Genomic DNA, 19,372 nt, shown 5'->3' on the forward strand with positions numbered 1-19,372 from the left:
TTCAAACCAAATTACTTATAAAAATTTGATGAAAGATTTTTATCAAAAAAACACGTATGAAGCTTGGCAGAAAGACATATTAACAAAACAGTTAACATGGTTGAATTGATGTCATTTTGTTTTTTGATTATTAATAATAGTTTTGCCTCGCATTAAGAAATTCCGATAAGGGATGCCAACCGAGAAAATGCCACGGTGGTAAAGCAATGCGGGCTTTGCAGGTCAAAAAGAATAATTGAATAAAAACCTAAAGCTTTGCATGAATTTTCTTATTGCATTATTTTATTATTAAACCATAACAAAAAATAAATAAAACATGTCGTATCTTTTCACATCAGAGTCCGTATCAGAAGGACACCCAGACAAAGTAGCCGATCAAATTTCGGATGCATTAATCGACAATTTTTTGGCTTTTGACCCTACTTCTAAAGTAGCGTGTGAAACTTTGGTTACCACAGGTCAAGTGATTTTGGCGGGTGAAGTAAAATCGAATACTTATTTAGACGTACAACAAATTGCTCGTGAGGTAATCCGAAAAATTGGCTATACTAAAAGTGAATATATGTTTGAAGCCGATTCTTGTGGGGTACTTTCAGCCATTCACGAACAATCTTCTGATATCAATCAAGGTGTAGAAAGAGCCAATCCCGAAGACCAAGGTGCCGGTGATCAAGGTATGATGTTCGGTTATGCGACCAACGAAACTGAAAATTATATGCCTTTGGCTTTGGATTTATCTCATGCTTTGTTGATTGAATTAGCCAATTTAAGAAGAGAAAACAGCGAAATTAAATACCTGCGCCCTGATGCAAAATCTCAAGTTACTTTAGAGTATTCTGATGACAACAAACCGGTTCGTATAGACGCTATCGTAATTTCGACACAGCATGATGATTTCGGTGCCGAGACTGAAATGCTCGCTAAAATCAAAAGCGATTTGATTTCGATTTTGATTCCAAGAATTAAAGCGAAATATCCACAATATGCACATTTGTTTAATGACAATATTACGTATCACATCAACCCAACCGGAAAGTTTGTTATTGGTGGGCCACATGGCGATACTGGTTTGACTGGACGAAAAATCATCGTGGATACTTATGGTGGAAAAGGCGCTCACGGTGGTGGTGCTTTCTCAGGAAAAGACCCGAGTAAAGTGGACAGAAGTGCTGCTTATGCAACGCGTCACATTGCCAAAAACTTGGTCGCTGCCGGATTGTGCGATGAAGTTTTGGTTCAGGTGTCTTATGCGATTGGTGTTGCAAAACCAACTTCTATCAACGTCGTAACTTATGGTACTTCTAAAGTGAATCTGACTGACGGAGAAATCAGTAAAAAAGTGGAAAGCATTTTTGATATGCGTCCATATTTTATCGAGCAACGTTTGAAACTCAGAAATCCTATTTATAGTGAAACTGCGGCTTATGGTCATATGGGTCGTAAACCACAAACGGTAACCAAAACTTTTAAAGCGCCGGGTGGCCATGAAAAAACGGTTACGGTTGATTTGTTTACTTGGGAAAAATTAGACTATGTTGATCAAGTGAAAGCCGCGTTTGGTATTTAACCGCAAGGCACGCAAAGTATAGCGCAAAGCGCGCAAAGTTTAAAACCTGGCTTCCTTGTGGAGTCAGGTTTTTTTTAGCCCTGATTATTTGAGATTAAGAGGAGGAAGCCCAGTGGGCTTCAGGTATTTTATAAATGCTCTTGTAAAATAAGAATCTTAATTTTAGAGAAATGCCCTAGCCCTGATAGTAGTGGAAATCCTTTTGTGGCGGTGTTCGCCATAAAAGATTGGGAACGGAAAGCAGGTTCCCGGCTCCTGAAAATAAATATTCTGAAAAGAATCGTTATTGGCGTTTGATACAAGATTCATTAATTGTAAATTCGTTTTATGAAAAAAGTTTTTGCTTTATTTTGGTTGATTTGTTTCTCAAACGCTCTTGCGCAAAAGCCTGTAGCTGTTGACACATTTGCTTTGAATGCCGATACTTTTCTGGGTTATGATTCGTTGGGCGCGATGTATAGTGTTTCGGAAAATGTACTCACAAAAAAAACCGATAAGGAAATCCGACAGTTTAAGCATCCGCAATTGGGAAAAATAACGCGGGTTGATTTGCAGAATCCGTTGAAAATTGTGGTGTTTTTTGGGGATTTTAATACCGTGATTTTGCTCGACAATCAGCTCAATGAAACGCAGAAAATAGATTTGTCGGACAACAACAATTCGGTATTGGCGCTCGGTATTGGCTTGGCTTCTGGCAACCGCCTTTGGTTGTACAACGGCTTATCGCAGAAGATTGGTTTGTATGATTATACGAAAAAGGATTTTCAAAAACTAACTACACCATTGGCTCATACGATGGTTGATTACGAATCGGATTTTAATTATTTTCGATGGATGGATGATGAGTATCATGCTTTCAATTGCGATGTATATGGGAAGATTGAAGCATTGGGAACGGTTCCTGAGTATGATCAAATGCAATGGGTGACGGATGCGGTTTTGTTATATAAAAAAGGCGGTGAATTGTATCGGTATGAATTTGTCGGAAATAAATCGACTTTAATCGAAATCGACAAAAAAACCTTTAAAAAATTTACATACAAAGACCAAATTTTATCTATTTTTACAGACCAAGGAATTACGAATTATAAAATCACAGTACCATAATGCACATAGCAGTAGCAGGAAACATCGGCGCAGGAAAAACCACACTCACACGATTATTGGCCAAGCATTTCAAATGGGAGCCGCATTTTGAAGATGTGGTTGACAATCCGTATCTCGATGATTTCTACCATCAAATGGAGCGTTGGTCGTTTAACTTGCAGATTTATTTTCTCAACAGCAGGTTTCGCCAGATTTTGCAAATTCGTGAAAGCGGTAAGAAGATTATTCAAGACCGAACGATTTATGAAGATGCGCATATTTTTGCACCGAATCTTCACGCTATGGGCTTGATGACAAATCGTGATTTTGAAAACTACAAATCGCTTTTTGAATTGATGGAATCGTTGGTGGAAGCTCCCGATATGTTGATTTATTTGCGCAGCTCGATTCCGAATTTGGTGTCGCAGATTCACAAACGCGGGCGCGAGTATGAGAATTCGATTTCGATTGATTATTTAAGTCGATTGAACGAACGTTATGAAGCTTGGATTCACTCATACACGAAAGGAAAGTTGTTGATTATTGATGTGGATAATATTGATTTCGTCAACAATCCTGAGGACTTAGGGATGATTTTGAATAAGATTGATGCGGAATTGCACGGTTTATTTTAGGCATTAAACATTCAATCATTACTTCTGTTCGGCTATAAATGAAATCGGAAACTATGAAGTATTCCTCAACAACGCTAACCAACACTTCACTAGTCGCTTATATTCTTATCATTCCTTTTTTAACGGCAGTTTATTTCGGGCTAACCCTACCTGTTTCATTCGATGAGTCCTGCACGTTTCTGCTTTTTACCAACAAAGGACTTCTAGAAACCATAACGCATTACCCTGCTCCTAACAATCACGTCTTATTTTCGATACTAACCCATCTGACGAATGGTATTCCGAACATTTCCAATCTGATGCGAATCCGAATTCCGGCAATCGGCATTCACCTTCTTACCCTTATATCGCTTTATCGATTTGTTGCTACTTTCTTTAATAGAAATCTAGCAGTGGTGGTGGTTTGCGTTTCTTCGTTGCTGTTTTTAAACATCTATTACAGCTATATGGCAAGAGGTTATGGGCTGATTAATTTATGCTTTGTCAACTGCCTTTATTATTCTTTTAAGATTTGCAATGCAATAGAAACTCGTAAAAGTTTGATTTTATTCGGGCTGTTTTCGGTAGTGGGTATGTATACTATTCCAACGTTTATTTATCCGATTGTTACTTTATCGGTTTTTATCATTCTGGTAAAGCCCAATTTATTTTGGACGCAAGTCAAAGTTGGACTTTGTGTTTTAACACTAACCTCAATGCTTTATGCTCCGATTATTTATTATGATGGTTTGGATAGTATTACGGGTAATTCATTTGTAAAGCCCATGCCGTTTATTAAAACGTTGCATTCTATACCGCTTTATTATTTAAATACAATCGCTGAAATAACCGGCATTCATTGGAGCATTGTCATTATACTAATGGGTTGGAGTGGTTATAAAATCCTAAAATCAGGAACTAAAATAGAGCGTTATTTTACTTTAATTGCAATAGCTGCTCCAGCCATTTTATTATGTATACAGCGCGTAAATCCTTATGCTCGTGTTTTTAATTATAATAGTTTTGTTTTCGTGTTGATTCTTTTTCTTCCTTATCAAAATCAAATTAAAAACCTTAAACTAAGCACCCTTTTAATCCCAATTCTAATCGCTCAAAGTTTATTGTTGTTGCATTTTAATGCTGCTATACTAAAATATGAAGATAAAGATTGTGCTATCAATATTACCTCTAATGCGATTATTAAAAAGATTATGGGCAACAAGCGTTATTTACTCAACGGCACACTTTTAAATTATAATCTTGAGTTTGATTTAATTTCGAAAGGATTCAAAAACTACCAAATTGACATGCCAAACCGATGTTTTATGAATGCAGATACAATTTCAAATTATGACTTTGTCGTTACCGAACCCGCATTGGACAAAACTCAAAAGAAGAAACCTTTATACCAAACGGAATATTACACTATTTATGGTAGTCATTGATTAAAAACAAAAAATCCCCAACAATAGGGGTTTTTCAATTCTTTTAAGGCTTGTTCTAAATCTCTAATTTACGTTTAAATTTCTCGATTTGTCTGCGATGTCTCAGCACATGCACAATGGCGTGTTCCATCATTTGTTCGATGTCATAGACTTGACCCCAGGTTGTTTTGATTTTTTTGTCTTCATCGAATTCTTCTAGTTCATCATCTTCAATGGTTTCGAAAGTTTCGTTGGTGTATGCGATTAAATTTTCTAAATCATCTCGATATTCTATCACGGTCATCCGCAATACTTTTCCGGGACGATTGTCATTGATTTTTTTTAATTTTCGAATATAGCCCGCATACGAATAACCTGAGCTTACAATATGCGTTAGTATGGTTTGAATGGATTGGCAATCGGGATTGGTTGTGTTGGCATCGACAACGGTCGTTAAGTTGGCGTACGAAACATTTACAATAACATGCTGCAATGCTGTTACTACATTTCGATATTCTCCAAGAAGCGCATTGACGGCCTTTTTTTCGTTCATTTTAAAATGTAAATCCCTCGATTTAAAATCATTAAGCAGCCAAATATAATACTTATACTGTATTATGTTAAAATTTTGAATTTTAAATATTAACTAAAATGAGTTTAAATGTTAACAAAAAAAAGCCCCGATAATATCGAGGCTTCTTTTTTATCTACTATAAAATATTATTTCAAAGCATCTACTTTAGCTTTTACTTCAGCTTCCGTTCCTTCGAAAGTTTGTGTTGCTGAAGTTCCGTTTACAGTTGTTGTAACAGTAGCTTTAGATTTGCCATTGTTGTTGCTGATTTCAACTCTTACGGTTTTATCTTGAGTCATAGCGCCTTCCGGTTTTTTTGCACAACAATCTTTTTTAGTTGCGATGAATTTTCCGTCGGCATCATAATGTGACAAACACATTTCTTTTTGCTCTGGTGTACATCCTAGTGAATCACACATTTTGGCACATTCATCTTTGGTCATGGTAGCACATTTGCTCATATCGCATTTGCCAACCATGTCGCCTGAACATTCCATTTTCATTTCAACACATTCCTTTTTCATCATGTTTGAATCACTTCCATTTCCTAAGATTGGAGCGATTACTAGACCGATTAGGCAAGTCAATTTGATTAAGATGTTCATCGACGGACCTGAAGTATCTTTAAATGGATCTCCAACCGTATCCCCGGTTACAGCCGCTTTATGCGCATCTGAACCTTTGTAAGTCATTTCACCATTGATCATCACACCAGCTTCGAAAGATTTCTTAGCGTTATCCCAAGCACCACCGGCGTTGTTTTGGAACACAGCCCAAAGTACACCTGAAACGGTAACTCCGGCCATATAACCTCCTAACATTTCAGCAATTAATTGGTTGTTGTCTCCGTAAACCAATTTCCCTAACAATACAATTGCGATTGGGAAACCGATCGTCATGATTCCCGGCAACATCATTTCACGCAATGCCGCTTTGGTAGAGATTTCAACACATTTACCGTATTCCGGTTTTCCGGTTCCTTCCATGATTCCCGGAATTTCCTTGAACTGGCGACGTACTTCGTAAACCATATCCATCGCAGCTTTTCCAACTGAATTCATGGCTAATGCTGAGAACACAACTGGTATCATTCCACCTACGAATAACATCGCTAAAACCGGAGCTTTAAAAATGTTGATTCCGTCGATTCCTGTGAAGGTTACGTAAGCCGCAAACAATGCCAAAGATGTCAATGCTGCTGAAGCGATTGCAAATCCTTTTCCTGTTGCTGCTGTAGTGTTTCCAACTGAATCTAAAATGTCTGTTCTTGTACGCACTTCTTTTGGTAATTCGCTCATTTCAGCAATTCCACCGGCGTTATCCGAAATTGGACCGAAAGCATCGATGGCTAATTGCATGGCTGTAGTGGCCATCATGGCTGAAGCTGCTAAAGCTACACCGTAGAAACCTGCCAAAGCATAGGTCGACCAGATTGCACCTGCGAATAATAAAACTGTTGGGAAAGTAGAAATCATTCCAGTTGCTAAACCGGCAATCACGTTAGTTCCTGCTCCAGTTGATGATTTTTGTACGATAGCCAAAACTGGTTTTGTACCCAATCCTGTATAATATTCCGTTACTGATGAAATGGCTCCACCAACAAATAATCCGATGATTGTCGCGTAGAAAACACGCATTGAAGAAATATCTTGTAAACCTTCACCGAAGAAAGTCATTTTCATGGTTTCCGGTAACATGTGTTTTACTAAGAAGAAACAACAAACGGCTGTCAATACGATAGAAACCCAGTTTCCGATATTCAAAGCTTTTTGCACTTGTGCTTCTTTAGCGTTGTCATCCGTGATTTTCACCAACATGGTTCCGATGATCGAGAATAAAATTCCAAAACCGGCAATCGCCATTGGTAATAAAATTGGTCCGATTCCGCCGAAAGCATCTTGAATGCTACCGCCCATATCTTTGATTACGTAGTTTCCAAGAACCATCGCAGCCAAAACTGTTGCTACATAAGAACCGAATAAATCGGCACCCATTCCGGCAACGTCACCTACGTTATCTCCAACGTTATCTGCAATTGTAGCAGGATTTCTTGGATCATCTTCTGGAATACCTGCTTCTACTTTACCAACTAAGTCAGCACCAACGTCAGCAGCTTTGGTATAAATACCTCCACCAACACGTGCAAACAAAGCAATCGACTCAGCTCCTAAAGAGAAACCTGCCAATGTTTCAAGAACAACGGTCATGTCTTCGGTTGATGTCCATGCGCCTTGCATGAATATGTTGAAGAACACAATGAAGAAAGTAGTCAAACCTAAAACAGCTAAACCTGCAACACCCAATCCCATTACGGTTCCACCACCGAAAGAAACTTTCAATGCTTGTGGCAAACTCGTACGAGCGGCTTGTGTGGTTCTTACATTGGTTTTTGTTGCGATTTTCATTCCCATGTTCCCTGCCAAAGCAGAGAAAAAGGCACCGAAAATAAAGGCAACTACAATTAATATATTGGTTTTAACACCAGGAAGAAAAGTAATCCCGGCCAAAACGATACTCGCTAATACAACGAATATGGCTAATAATCTGTATTCTGCTTTAAGGAAAGCCAACGCACCTTCGTAGATGTAATCTGAAATCTCTTTCATTTTACCATCACCGGCGTCTTGTTTTAAAACCCAAGCTCTTTTGTAAGCCATAAAAAGCAATCCAATGAATGCCATTAATATCGGCACATAAATCATGTTTTCCATAAATATTTAAATGTTTATTATAAATTTTAATCGGGGGCAAAAGTAACAAAACATTAACAAAAAACAACTATATCAGTTGAATAATGTTAATTGACCATACGAAACTTTATACTGTTTATCTATCTTTCTTTTAATCTGCTTTGCTTTGCGTCTTCGCGTCTTTGCGAGATATAAAATTCGCTCGCAAAGACGCAAAGGCGCAAAGTCATTTTTTAATAAATATATTCGACTGTTCGGTTTCGTTTGTTCAGATAATGGTGCCACAAAAGAAAAGTCGCGGCAGTTCGGTAAGGAGCCCATTGCAAAGCAAATTCTTCCATGGTTTCTTTGGTGTGAATGTCGAATAGTTCTTTTAAGGTATTGACAACTGCGATATCGCCGAGCGGCATCACATCGGGTGCTTGTAATGAAAACATCAGATACACATCGATAGTCCAGTGGCCGATGCCTTTGATTTTTATGAGTTCATTTCGGACTTCCGTTGCAGATTTTTCAGCAAAACTTTCTAGATGGATTTCTTTATTGATGATGATTTGCGACAATCCTTTGATATAACCTGTTTTTTGTCTGCTGACACCAACGGCACGAAAATCTTCGTCAGATAAATTGACTAAAGTTTCGGGTTCAATTGATATTGTTTTTGTTTTGAGCTTTAAATATGTTGCTTTGGCGGAATCAATCGAAACTTGTTGTTCGAGAATCAGCAGCACTAAAGTTTCGAAACCTTGCGGACGAAATGGGATTTTGGGTGGCCCATATTGATTGATGATTTTTTGAAAAACCGGTTCGAGGTTCGCTAAATGGTTGATGGCTTCTTTCATATGATGTGGTCTAGCCCAGATGGGAACGGCATCCTTTTTCTTGCTCCTTTAGCAAGGAAAAGATATAGTGGACAGCTGGATCAAGCTCCTAAAAATAAAAACCTATCGAAGCTTTGACGGTAAATTTATTCGCGCCTTGTACCTCGAGATAGTTGCCTCGCCAAGAGAAATCGATGCGCAACACCTTGAAAATGTTTCCGACACCGGCACTGCATTCCCAATAGAATTTTTCAGGCGCATTGTAGACCAAACCCGAAGCGTTGATCGCTCTGTTCTCGTCTGAAACCGTTCCGTAAACCCCTTTGGCTCCGATAATTTCACGCCAATTGAGCTTTCTAAGAAACGGTACACGTGCGAAAATCTTACCTTGGAAATTGTGTATCCATTGGAATGTAGCGTATTCATCGGTTACAAATTCGTAGAATTTTAAGTTGTTGAATGTGTTTTCGATGGTGAAATACGTTTGATTTCCGGGTACAACACTCAATAATCCGAGCGGCACTTTACCATAAGTTTTCCCGAATTCGGTAATCAGGTTGGTACGTCCGATAGCGCCGATGATAATCGGTTGGTTGTAATAAATCTGGAATTTATTGTATGAGAAATCACCATTCATAAAGCCTTTGTATCCGCGACTGTAATTGAAAAATACGCGAGGAAATGGGTTGTCTACTTCGTTGCGTTCTACACCAAAACCAACTGTTTTTCTTCTTGGAGTATATTCAATTTGAAGATTGGCTTCGGGTTGAATCACATCGCTTTTGACTTTGGTTAATGCTAAATCGGTGTAATAATCAAGGCTGAATGTAGAAGCTGGTGATGCTGAAACCAATGTTCTGTATGAAAATCCGGTTTGGAGTCTCAAGTTTTTGACAGGCTCAATTTCAAGTGCTATTGCGGTGAGATTGATATTCGTCAGTTTGCCATTACTTCCATTGGTGAATAATGCCGAAGATGCGAAACTTCTTCCGAGTACGTCGTTGCTTGTGGTTAGGCTGGCGCCAATTTGTTCTACATCGCGCCGGTTTCCTCCTGAAATGATGAGGCGGTTTTTCTTATTAAGCATCCATTTGCCGGAAAGACCGTATTTGAATTTGTCGTCTTTAAAGCCATATGCCGTGTAACCTTGCAATCGCCAAGGATCATTGGCACCGAAATAAGTTCTGAGGCCGGCACGCAAGCGCAAACCTTCAACATCATTATTTCCGATGGTGGAATAAATCGAACCGAATTCTACATTCCCTAACGAAACGAAACCGCTGCTGATAATCGACACAGCATCATACAAACGTTTGAATTTTTTGACCGTTTTTAAAGTGTCGAGCATTTTATAAACGCCGAGTTCGTCTTTAGATAATTTTTCAAAACGATTTTCTTCCCAATATTCGTTGGGTTTGACGTAGACGGATTCGTCAACATAATTGACATCTTGCTTATAGAATTCGTCCGGTTTCTCGATGTTGAACTTATGATTTCTGTAATAAGTCGTTCGTTTTCCGTAGACGCCTTTCGATTTTTCTTTTTTGTTTAAAGCAAAATCGGACATCATATAATCTTTGGTCAATAGGAAGACTGAGTCGTTCATTACTTCGAATTCCTGTTCGATATAGACATCTTTGACCCAGTTGATGTTGGCGCTTTTCGTTACCGCCATATTGATGTTCTTGATCGCCCATGTGGTATCATTCACCCAAAAATCACCTTTGAATGTGAGTTCATTTTTTCGTCTTGGGTAAAACACAATGTTGTAGCAAAGTTTTTTGTCGATGTAAGCTGTGTCGGTCAATACATAATTATAGACATCGATTCCGGTTCTCGATAATGGGCTGGTGAAACTCTTGTCGAAAAACGTTACGTAATTGTTGTAGATGTCGTAATCGGAATATAGATCCTTGATGAAAGCGATGATTTGTTGGTTGGTTTCAAAACCTGAGTTTTTATTGGCCTTGAGAATGTCTTTGACTTTCTTTTTTACATTATCGCCATACACATCCGACAATGCTTCGTTGATGAAAATCGGCAAATAGGTTTTTCCGGTCACTTTAGAAGTATCGACTTGGTTGAAGATAAATTCCATGCCTTTGAAGATTTTTCTCTTCATGAAAGCACTGTCGATCGAGTTCATATCGAATTCGACTTTTTCGTATTTCTCCATCTGGTATTGGTTGAACATATTCAAACCATTCTTACGCTTGCGCGCCCAAATTTTTCTTAGAATGTCTAACGCGGGATTGTTTTTCTTGGAAGTTTTTCCGGCATAAACCACCACTTCTTTTAGGTTTTGCGAATCTTTCAAAATGATTTTAAAATCATAATTGACTTCTTTGGTCAATGTCACTTCTTTGGTTTGAAAACCAATAAAGGATACGACGAGTGTTTTATAGGATTTATCAGATTCAATATAGAAATGACCGTCTTCATTGGTTACGGTTCCCAAACTCGAATTCTTAAAAACCACATTCGCATACGGAACTGGCTGATTGGTATTATCAACGACGATACCACTCACTTTGGTTTGTGCCAAAAGCCATTGCGACAGAAAGGCGAATACTACTAATAATAACTTCTTTTTCATAAACTAAAAAACTTCACCAAACAGGATTCGATGAAGTTTCAAATATAGTAATTAGTTATGAGTTATGAATTATGAGTTATGAGTTTGCCAATTCTGCATAAACTCATAACTCATAATTCATAATTCATAATTATTTCTTATACATCACTTTCTTAACCGCCTTAATCACATCTTCCGAATTCGGCAACCATTCTTTGAGTAAAGTTGGAGAATACGGTGCGGGTGTATCAGCAGTTGTAATTCTTTGAATAGGCGCATCCAGAAAATCGAACGCGCGTTCTTGCACTATATAGGTAATCTCAGAAGCTACACTCGCAAATGGCCATGCTTCTTCAAGCACTACCAAACGGTTGGTTTTTTTGACTGAGTTTAGAATCGCATCATAATCCATTGGGCGAACTGTACGCAAGTCGATGATTTCACAAGAAATACCGTCTTGGGCTAATGCATCTGCTGCGATGTGGGCTTCTTTGATGATTTTCCCGAACGACACAATCGTTACATCGGTTCCTTCTCTTTTAATATCGGCAACACCTAATGGAATCGTGTATTCACCTTCGGGCACTTCGCCTTTGTCGCCATACATTTGCTCTGATTCCATGAAAATCACTGGGTCGTTATCGCGAATGGCAGCTTTCAATAAACCTTTTGCATCATAAACTGTAGATGGAACGACCACTTTCAAACCAGGCGTATTGGCAAACCAATTTTCAAAAGCCTGTGAATGCGTTGCACCCAATTGTCCCGCAGAAGCTGTTGGACCACGAAACACCATTGGCATTGGGAATTGTCCCGCTGACATCTGGCGCATTTTCGCAGCGTTGTTGATGATTTGATCGATACCCACAAGCGAAAAGTTAAACGTCATATATTCTACGATTGGTCTGCAACCATTCATTGCTGAACCAACCGCTATTCCTGCAAAACCAAGCTCTGCAATCGGTGTATCAATCACACGTTTCGGTCCGAATTCGTCGAGCATTCCTTTCGACGCTTTGTATGCACCGTTATATTCTGCGACTTCCTCACCCATCAAATACACGGATTCGTCACGGCGCATTTCTTCACTCATGGCTTCGGCAATCGCTTCTCTAAATTGTATCGTTCTCATATAAATATTCTTTGTATCAATTTTGGATAGCAAAAGTAAAAATTTAAAAACGATAAAAGATTTTTTTTATGGTTTTTTGTGGGCGATAAAAGTGAAAACCGATTTTATTCTGAACGAAATCGATGTAACTGACTTTTTAAAACAACAAAACACCATCATTTCAATAGTGCTTGTTTGATAAGGCCATTTTATTTATACGTTACCCATTATCTTCTTCAAGATCATTATGGTCATCGCTGCCGATGCTGTAGCCGTTATTTTCCTCATCCTCACTACCGATATTTTCCTGATCGTCATCGAGCTCCGAACCCGGGACATCCAAATCATCTCCTGAATGGTCTTCGGTGAAATTTTTCTCATTTCTTTTCCCATCGGCAGTATTGGACGATTTTACCTTAGAAATATCCTCCGGATTGATTTCAGTTTCTTCCTTATCTTGGTTGTAAATGTCTTCACTTGGCGGATAATTGACGTTACCCGGAAAGGCTTTGTCTGGATTCTCTGTAGCTTTATTTTTCGGTGTTTTGACAGTGCTTTTCATGATAAATTTGATTTAAATTTTGATTAGTTCATTTTTTCTTTCTCTTTTTTGAGTTTTAATTCTTCAATATCGGCGTCCATTTTTTCTTTTTTCATTCCAACCCTTATAAAACCAAAAAGGCTCATATAAACATTAGCTACCCAGACCAAAGCAAACATTGAAATTAAGTACCCACGCCAATCTTCATACAACAACTGAAACTTTGTAATAATCAAAAGAAACACCGTAACATAATGACTAAAACAATATTCGCAGGTAAATAAGTAGAAAAATTTACGTGCTAAAATCGATTTTGAGAATTTAGATTTTTGAGCACAAAAGTCTCTGGGTTCCTTAAAAATTTCTTCCCTAGTTACCGTCCAAGCGATACACGCAATTGGAATTGCTAAGACAAACAAATAGTATAATTGTTGTGATAATTCCATTGCAAACTTTGTTTTAAACGTCGCTTTTTTTATTTACTCCCGCTTCACTCAACGCTATGGCTATAGCTTGATTTCGGTTTTTTACGTTTCCTCCGGCTCCGTCTTTTCCTGATTTTAATGTCCCTTCTTTAAATTCATGCATCACTTTTTCAATTTTTGCTTTTTGCTTTTTCGTCTCTTTAGCCATAATTTCATAGTGTTATATTGTTGAATTAAGAAAGTGGCATCTGCTACTTTTTCTTGTTCAATAAAGGTACTTTAGGCACACTTTTTTTTATTTACAAAAATTAATTTTTCTGTTATACAATTGACACCTTACGAAATCGAAATAGTAGCGCAAAATATTATGCATGCATAATACTTTTATTCAAAATAATTTTATACTTTCGCAGCAGAAATACTCTTTAAAATTTTATAAAAAATGAAAATATTAGTTTGCATCAGCCATGTTCCTGATACTACTTCCAAAATTAATTTCACCAATGGCGACTCAGAATTCGACACCAATGGCGTGCAGTTCGTGATCAATCCGAATGACGAATTTGGTCTGACGCGTGCGATTTGGTTTCAAGAACAACAAGGCGCGAATGTTACCGTTGTCAATGTTGGCGGATCTGATACAGAACCAACGTTAAGAAAAGCATTAGCGATTGGTGCTAACGAAGCAATTCGTGTGAACGCCAATCCAACTGACGGGTTTTTTGTAGCCAAACAATTGGCCGAAGTGATCAAAAATGGTGGTTATGATTTGGTGATTGCCGGAAGAGAATCGTTAGATTATAACGGTGGTATGGTTCCCGGAATGTTAGCAGGTTTACTGGGTTTCAATTTTGTAAACTCTTGCATCGAACTCACTGTTGACGGAACCAACGCAAAAGCTTCACGCGAAATTGACGGTGGAAAAGAAATCGTATCGACTTCATTACCTTTAATTATAGGTGGACAAAAAGGATTGGTAGAAGAAAAGGATTTGCGCATCCCAAACATGCGTGGTATCATGACAGCCAGAACCAAAGTATTGACTGTTTTAGAACCTGTTGCAGCCAACACAGAAACCAAAGCAGTAAAGTTTGAAAAACCGGCGCCAAAATCAGCTGTGAAATTATTCTCAGCAGACGATTTAGACGGCTTGGTTAACGCATTGCACAACGAAGCTAAAGTTATCTAATAGATGACGAATCCGCGTTAGGGATTGGAAGCAGTACCGTGTACTGCGGAAAGCCCGACCCGCAGGGGAACGCCCAAAAATTAAATTCAAAATTCAAAATAATTTCAGATGTCTATATTAATATACGCAGAATCTGCAGAAGGAAAATTTAAGAAAGTCGCTTTCGAATTGGCATCCTACGCCAAAGCGGTAGCGCAATCATTAGGAACAACGGTAACTGCCGTGACAGTAAACGCCGGAAACGTTTCAGAATTATCGAAATACGGTGTCGACAAAGTGCTCAAAATCAACAACGACAAACTGGCCGGATTTACTGCGAAAGCATATGCCGACGCAATCAAACAAGCGGCTCAGAAAGAAAACGTAAAATTGGTTTTGTTGTCATCGACGACTGACAGTTTGTATTTGGCACCTTTGGTTGCTGTAGGTTTAGAAGCCGGATTTGCATCGAACGTCGTTGGATTACCGGTGAGTACTTCGCCATTTCAAGTAAAAAGAAACGCATTCTCGAATAAAGCATTCAACATTACTGAAATCAGCACCGACGTGAAAGTGTTGAGTTTGGGTAAAAACTCGTACGGTGTTTTTGAAAACGCTTCTTCCTTAACAGAAGAAGATTTTGCGCCATCAATTAGCGATGCTGATTTTGGTGTAAAAGTACAATCGGTTGAGAAATCATCCGGAAAAGTAACGATTGCCGATGCTGATATTGTAGTTTCAGCTGGTCGCGGCATGAAAGGGCCGGAAAACTGGGGCATCATTGAAGAAATGGCTAGTGTTTTGGGTGCAGCAACGGCTTGTTCGAAGCCGGTTTCTGATTTAGACTGGAGACCTCACGGAGAACACGTTGGACAAACCGGAAAACCTGTAGCGGCGAACTTATATATCGCGGTTGGAATTTCAGGAGCGATACAGCATATTGCGGGAATCAACTCGTCGAAAGTGAAATTGGTGATCAACTCAGATCCTGAAGCGCCTTTCTTTAAGGTTGCCGATTACGGAGTGGTTGGTGATCTTTTTGAGATTGTTCCTAAATTGACTGAAAAATTAAAAGCATTTAAGGCACAAAATTCATAATTTTTTTTAAATTGTGCCTGTGAAAGGCTATCTAAATGCAGTTCGTTTAGATAGCCTTTTTTTGTTTAAAAATGTATTGGTAGTTTCTATCAATTCGTTGTACTTTTGCAATTATGAGTTTAGTAAAGTTAACTATAAAAGGAATCTCCTACAGCCAAACGCAAAACGGAGCGTATGCATTGATTCTGAATGAAGTGGATGGTGAGCGAAAACTACCAATCGTTATTGGTGCTTTTGAAGCACAATCGATTGCCATTGCACTTGAAAAAGAAATCAAACCGCCGCGTCCGTTGACCCATGATTTATTCAAAAATTTTGCTGAGCGCTTTGATATTGTTGTCAAGCAAGTCATCATCCACAAATTGGTTGATGGTGTTTTCTATTCGAGCATCATTTGTGAAAGAGACAAAATCGAAGAAATTATCGATGCCAGAACTTCTGATGCGATTGCATTGGCGTTGCGTTTTTCGGCGCCGATTTTTACTTATAAAAACATCTTGGATAAAGCGGGGATTTATCTCAAAAGCAATTCCATTGAAGCCAATAAAGACAGCGAAGAACTCGACGGCGTGCTTTCTACACCCGAAACTTTTGGCATGGAAGAAAGCAACCAATCCGGTGATACTTATACCAAACACAGCTTATCGGAACTGCACGAACTTTTAGAAGGTGCCGTTCAGGATGAGGATTATGAGAAAGCTGCGAAGATTCGCGATGAGATTTCGAAAAGAGAATCTTAATATGTTGAATCGTTGATTTGTTTAATCGTGTAATCGATAGTCCTAATCAACGAAACCCGGTTAAACGATTCCACGATTAAACGATTAAACAACAAAAATGAAACAATACCACGACCTAGTAAAACACGTCTTAGCCAACGGAACCCAAAAAGGCGACCGCACTGGAACCGGAACCAAAAGTGTGTTCGGTTATCAGATGCGATTTGACTTGAGTGAAGGTTTTCCGATGGTGACGACTAAAAAACTGCATTTGAAATCGATCATTTATGAACTGCTTTGGTTTTTGAAAGGCGATACGAATATTGGCTACCTCAACGAAAATGGCGTTAAAATCTGGGATGAATGGGCCGACGAAAATGGTAATCTTGGACCGGTTTACGGGCACCAATGGCGCAATTGGAATAGCGAAGGCATTGACCAAATCACAGAATTGATTGACACTTTAAAAACCAATCCGAACAGTCGCCGCATGTTGATTTCCGCTTGGAATCCATCCGTTTTGCCTGATACATCGAAATCTTTTGCTGAAAATGTGGCTAACGGAAAAGTGGCTTTACCGCCTTGTCATGCGTTTTTCCAGTTTTATGTAGCGGATGGGAAATTATCTTGTCAATTGTACCAACGCAGCGCCGATATCTTTTTGGGTGTGCCTTTTAATATTGCTTCTTATGCATTGTTAGTATTGATGATTGCACAGGTTTGTGATTTACAACCAGGTGAATTTATTCATACGTTTGGCGATGCGCATATTTACAACAACCACTTTGAGCAATTGGAATTGCAATTGTCTCGCGATCTGAAACCTTTGCCTAAAATGATTTTGAACCCCGAGGTGAAGCACATTCTTGATTTTACTTTTGAGGATTTTACTTTGGTGGATTATGACCCGCATCCGCATATTAAAGGTGCTGTTGCAATTTAAAAACTTATCACACAAAAACCTCAAATTTTCCTTTGAGGTTTTTTTATCAGCAAACATTATTCTCCTACTTTTCTGATTATGAATTTTTTAGCACTTTCAACCAACAGCATCATTCCATTTTCTTAATAACTATTTCATTGTAGCTTCTTAACCAACTAGGAATATCAATGCTTTTATCTAGATTTGGAATATCAATTTTTAAATCAATTATGGGTGCATTTGTGATTAGTAAACGATTCAATGGTGATTTCAAATTTATTTTCGCTACCCGAAAAGGTAAAACGATATTCACGAGCATTGCGTGCAAACATAAGTCAGATTGTGAACTGATGATTGCCGCTATCAAAAACAATTTAGAATTGTTCGCCTTTACAAAGATTCGAAATGCCGGTGGCAAATATTCTTTCCGATTGTCGAAAGACGGATTGGTTTTGGCCAATAGCAGAAAATATTCAACGGAATTGATGCTAAAGAAAGGTATTGATGAGATTACAAAATATATTGCTGTTGCAGAAATTCTAGATTTTTCCGAAAACGAATTGGTGTTTGCTGATGAAGATGTGGCTTTTGGATAAACTTCTCGTTTTAATGCATAAAAAAACCTCTAACATAATTAGAGGTTTTTTTTCAGAGCGGAAGACGAGGCTCGAACTCGCGACAACCAGCTTGGAAGGCTGGAGCTCTACCAACTGAGCTACTTCCGCGTTTTGGTGGTGCAAATATAAATAATAAGTTTATTGACTTGCAAGTTTTTTTTAATAAAATTGCTTTTTTATTTGAACCCAACCATGCTTTTACGAGCCAATGTTTTTATCCTTAAATTGTTATCGAATTAATTCATCAATAAGAATATGATTGTTATCAAAAAAATCACCGCCGACGAGTTATATCCTATACGTCACGAGATTTTACGAAAAGGGGAAACTTTTGAAAAATGCATTTATCCCAACGATAATGCAGCATCAACATTCCATCTCGGCTTGTATGAAGATGCCGTTTTGGCTGGCGTAGTTTCCGTATTTCAAACCAAAAGTGTGGTCTTTAAAGATGAAAAACAATTCCAAATTCGCGGGATGGCGGTTTTAAATAAACATCAAAAAAAAGGATACGGTGCTGCTTTGGTTCGGGAAGTCGAATCGTATTTAAAAGCAAACGAAAACAACTACACACTATGGTTCAACGCGCGCATTATAGCCGTCGGGTTTTATGAAAAAATGGGATTTGAAAAAATCGGCAATGCTTTTGAAATCGACACGATCGGCATTCATTATATCATGTATAAAAAGCAACATGACTAAACAATAAAACAATTTAAGAAAACAAATTCTCGCTTGAATAATTTCTTGAAGGATGGTATATAAACAAACACGATTTGTTTTTAATCATTTGAATAATTTCATTCGAAAGCTCCGCAGGAACTGCAGGACAACCTTGACTTCTACCCAATCGTTGGTGGTTTCTGATAAAATCCGTAGAAACATAGTCAGCAGCATGCATCACAATACCTCTTTGTCGGGCGTGATCATTCACTCCTTTTTCCAATCCGTCGAGTTTTAGAGACATGCCATGTTTCCCGTTGTAAATTTCTCCTGTAGTATAAAAACCCAAGCTACTTTTATTTGAAGAATCCGCATTGGAGAATGAATTCGCAAACTCCTCACCTGTGTTTTTACCGTGAGCAACATATGTATTCATCAATATGGTATTGGTAGCCAAATCTATAATCCAAAGTCTTTTGGTGTTTGATGATAAACTGAAGTCGATAATCGTAAGCATGTCTTTTTCCAACATGCCTTTTTGCTGCAATTGGTAAAACCCTTTTAAGGCTTGTGAGAAGCTTTTGAGTTGTGGCAATTCAAAATGATTGGCATTCAAACCCGCATATAAGTTCGCAGCTTTAGCTTCAAAACTACCATGAGTTTTGGAAATAATATTTGAATCGGAAAGATTTGTTTCGATTGGTGCAAATGACATCAAAAAAAACAAGGAGACGAAATAAAATATTTTATAATTCAT

Annotated in this window: 19 protein-coding genes, 1 tRNA gene and 1 riboswitch; of the genes, 10 read left to right on the plus strand and 10 right to left on the minus strand. The window is 38.3% G+C overall.

The features are described from left to right. Positions 1-144: 144 nt before the first annotated feature. Positions 145-240: riboswitch (SAM-I-IV-variant riboswitch) on the plus strand. Positions 241-316: 76 nt separating this feature from the next. From metK to RMO03_RS10090, 4 genes are all read left to right on the plus strand, one after another. Continuing rightward, positions 317-1,567 (plus strand): methionine adenosyltransferase, encoded by a 1,251-nt coding sequence (metK, locus tag RMO03_RS10075; protein WP_309641976.1) that lies wholly within the window; start codon positions 317-319, stop codon positions 1,565-1,567. A gap of 327 nt (positions 1,568-1,894) precedes the next feature. Continuing rightward, positions 1,895-2,674, plus strand: a complete 780-nt coding sequence (locus tag RMO03_RS10080) for a hypothetical protein (RefSeq protein ID WP_309641977.1) — start codon at positions 1,895-1,897, stop codon at positions 2,672-2,674. After that, positions 2,674-3,288: a deoxynucleoside kinase gene (locus tag RMO03_RS10085; RefSeq protein ID WP_309641978.1), complete on the plus strand. Its 615-nt coding sequence runs from the start codon at positions 2,674-2,676 to the stop codon at positions 3,286-3,288. The genes RMO03_RS10080 and RMO03_RS10085 overlap by 1 nt, the downstream gene beginning before the upstream one ends. A gap of 53 nt (positions 3,289-3,341) precedes the next feature. Next, a complete protein-coding gene (locus RMO03_RS10090; protein WP_309641979.1) occupies positions 3,342-4,712 on the plus strand; it encodes a hypothetical protein in 1,371 nt (456 codons plus the stop codon). A gap of 55 nt (positions 4,713-4,767) precedes the next feature. On the opposite strand, the gene RMO03_RS10095 is transcribed toward RMO03_RS10090, so the two are convergent. The 8 genes from RMO03_RS10095 to RMO03_RS10130 form a co-directional block, all read right to left on the minus strand. Next, positions 4,768-5,244 (minus strand): DinB family protein, encoded by a 477-nt coding sequence (locus RMO03_RS10095; protein ID WP_309641980.1) that lies wholly within the window; start codon positions 5,242-5,244, stop codon positions 4,768-4,770. 167 nt (positions 5,245-5,411) lie between these two features. Further along, positions 5,412-7,976: a sodium-translocating pyrophosphatase gene (locus tag RMO03_RS10100; RefSeq protein ID WP_309641981.1), complete on the minus strand. Its 2,565-nt coding sequence runs from the start codon at positions 7,974-7,976 to the stop codon at positions 5,412-5,414. Between the two features lie 212 nt (positions 7,977-8,188). Beyond that, the gene (locus RMO03_RS10105) at positions 8,189-8,797 is read right to left on the minus strand and encodes a DNA-3-methyladenine glycosylase 2 family protein (RefSeq protein ID WP_309641982.1); all 609 of its coding nucleotides are present in this window, start codon (positions 8,795-8,797) and stop codon (positions 8,189-8,191) included. Positions 8,798-8,885: 88 nt separating this feature from the next. Continuing rightward, positions 8,886-11,372: a DUF5686 family protein gene (locus RMO03_RS10110; protein WP_309641983.1), complete on the minus strand. Its 2,487-nt coding sequence runs from the start codon at positions 11,370-11,372 to the stop codon at positions 8,886-8,888. 130 nt (positions 11,373-11,502) lie between these two features. Continuing rightward, entirely contained in the window at positions 11,503-12,483 is a 981-nt protein-coding gene (locus RMO03_RS10115) for a pyruvate dehydrogenase complex E1 component subunit beta (RefSeq protein ID WP_309641984.1), read from the minus strand. A gap of 199 nt (positions 12,484-12,682) precedes the next feature. After that, entirely contained in the window at positions 12,683-13,024 is a 342-nt protein-coding gene (locus RMO03_RS10120; RefSeq protein ID WP_309641985.1) for a hypothetical protein, read from the minus strand. Between the two features lie 23 nt (positions 13,025-13,047). Next, positions 13,048-13,449, minus strand: coding sequence for a hypothetical protein (locus RMO03_RS10125; protein WP_309641986.1), 402 nt, complete (start codon positions 13,447-13,449; stop codon positions 13,048-13,050). A 13-nt stretch (positions 13,450-13,462) separates the two neighbouring features. Then, the gene (locus tag RMO03_RS10130) at positions 13,463-13,636 is read right to left on the minus strand and encodes a DUF6496 domain-containing protein (protein ID WP_309641987.1); all 174 of its coding nucleotides are present in this window, start codon (positions 13,634-13,636) and stop codon (positions 13,463-13,465) included. A gap of 234 nt (positions 13,637-13,870) precedes the next feature. Between RMO03_RS10130 and RMO03_RS10135 the strand changes: the two genes are divergently transcribed. From RMO03_RS10135 to RMO03_RS10155, 5 genes are all read left to right on the plus strand, one after another. Beyond that, complete coding sequence (locus RMO03_RS10135; RefSeq protein ID WP_309641988.1) at positions 13,871-14,617, plus strand: electron transfer flavoprotein subunit beta/FixA family protein; 747 nt, start codon at positions 13,871-13,873, stop codon at positions 14,615-14,617. Between the two features lie 108 nt (positions 14,618-14,725). Further along, the gene (locus tag RMO03_RS10140; RefSeq protein WP_309641989.1) at positions 14,726-15,694 is read left to right on the plus strand and encodes an electron transfer flavoprotein subunit alpha/FixB family protein; all 969 of its coding nucleotides are present in this window, start codon (positions 14,726-14,728) and stop codon (positions 15,692-15,694) included. Positions 15,695-15,807: 113 nt separating this feature from the next. Further along, on the plus strand, positions 15,808-16,434 hold the full coding sequence (locus RMO03_RS10145; protein WP_309641990.1) for a bifunctional nuclease family protein: 627 nt from the start codon (positions 15,808-15,810) through the stop codon (positions 16,432-16,434). A gap of 97 nt (positions 16,435-16,531) precedes the next feature. Continuing rightward, positions 16,532-17,356 (plus strand): thymidylate synthase, encoded by an 825-nt coding sequence (locus RMO03_RS10150; RefSeq protein WP_309641991.1) that lies wholly within the window; start codon positions 16,532-16,534, stop codon positions 17,354-17,356. A 209-nt stretch (positions 17,357-17,565) separates the two neighbouring features. Next, entirely contained in the window at positions 17,566-17,931 is a 366-nt protein-coding gene (locus RMO03_RS10155) for a DUF1508 domain-containing protein (protein ID WP_309641992.1), read from the plus strand. 56 nt (positions 17,932-17,987) lie between these two features. Here the strand turns inward: RMO03_RS10155 and RMO03_RS10160 are convergent. Further along, positions 17,988-18,060, minus strand: a tRNA-Gly gene (locus RMO03_RS10160). Positions 18,061-18,207: 147 nt separating this feature from the next. Between RMO03_RS10160 and RMO03_RS10165 the strand changes: the two genes are divergently transcribed. Continuing rightward, positions 18,208-18,654, plus strand: coding sequence for a GNAT family N-acetyltransferase (locus RMO03_RS10165; protein ID WP_309641993.1), 447 nt, complete (start codon positions 18,208-18,210; stop codon positions 18,652-18,654). A 13-nt stretch (positions 18,655-18,667) separates the two neighbouring features. Here the strand turns inward: RMO03_RS10165 and RMO03_RS10170 are convergent, their stop codons facing one another. Further along, positions 18,668-19,372, minus strand: coding sequence for a murein L,D-transpeptidase catalytic domain family protein (locus RMO03_RS10170; RefSeq protein ID WP_309641994.1), 705 nt, complete (start codon positions 19,370-19,372; stop codon positions 18,668-18,670).

The sequence above is a fragment of the Flavobacterium sp. genome, from assembly GCF_031411595.1.
GTDB lineage: Bacteria > Bacteroidota > Bacteroidia > Flavobacteriales > Flavobacteriaceae > Flavobacterium.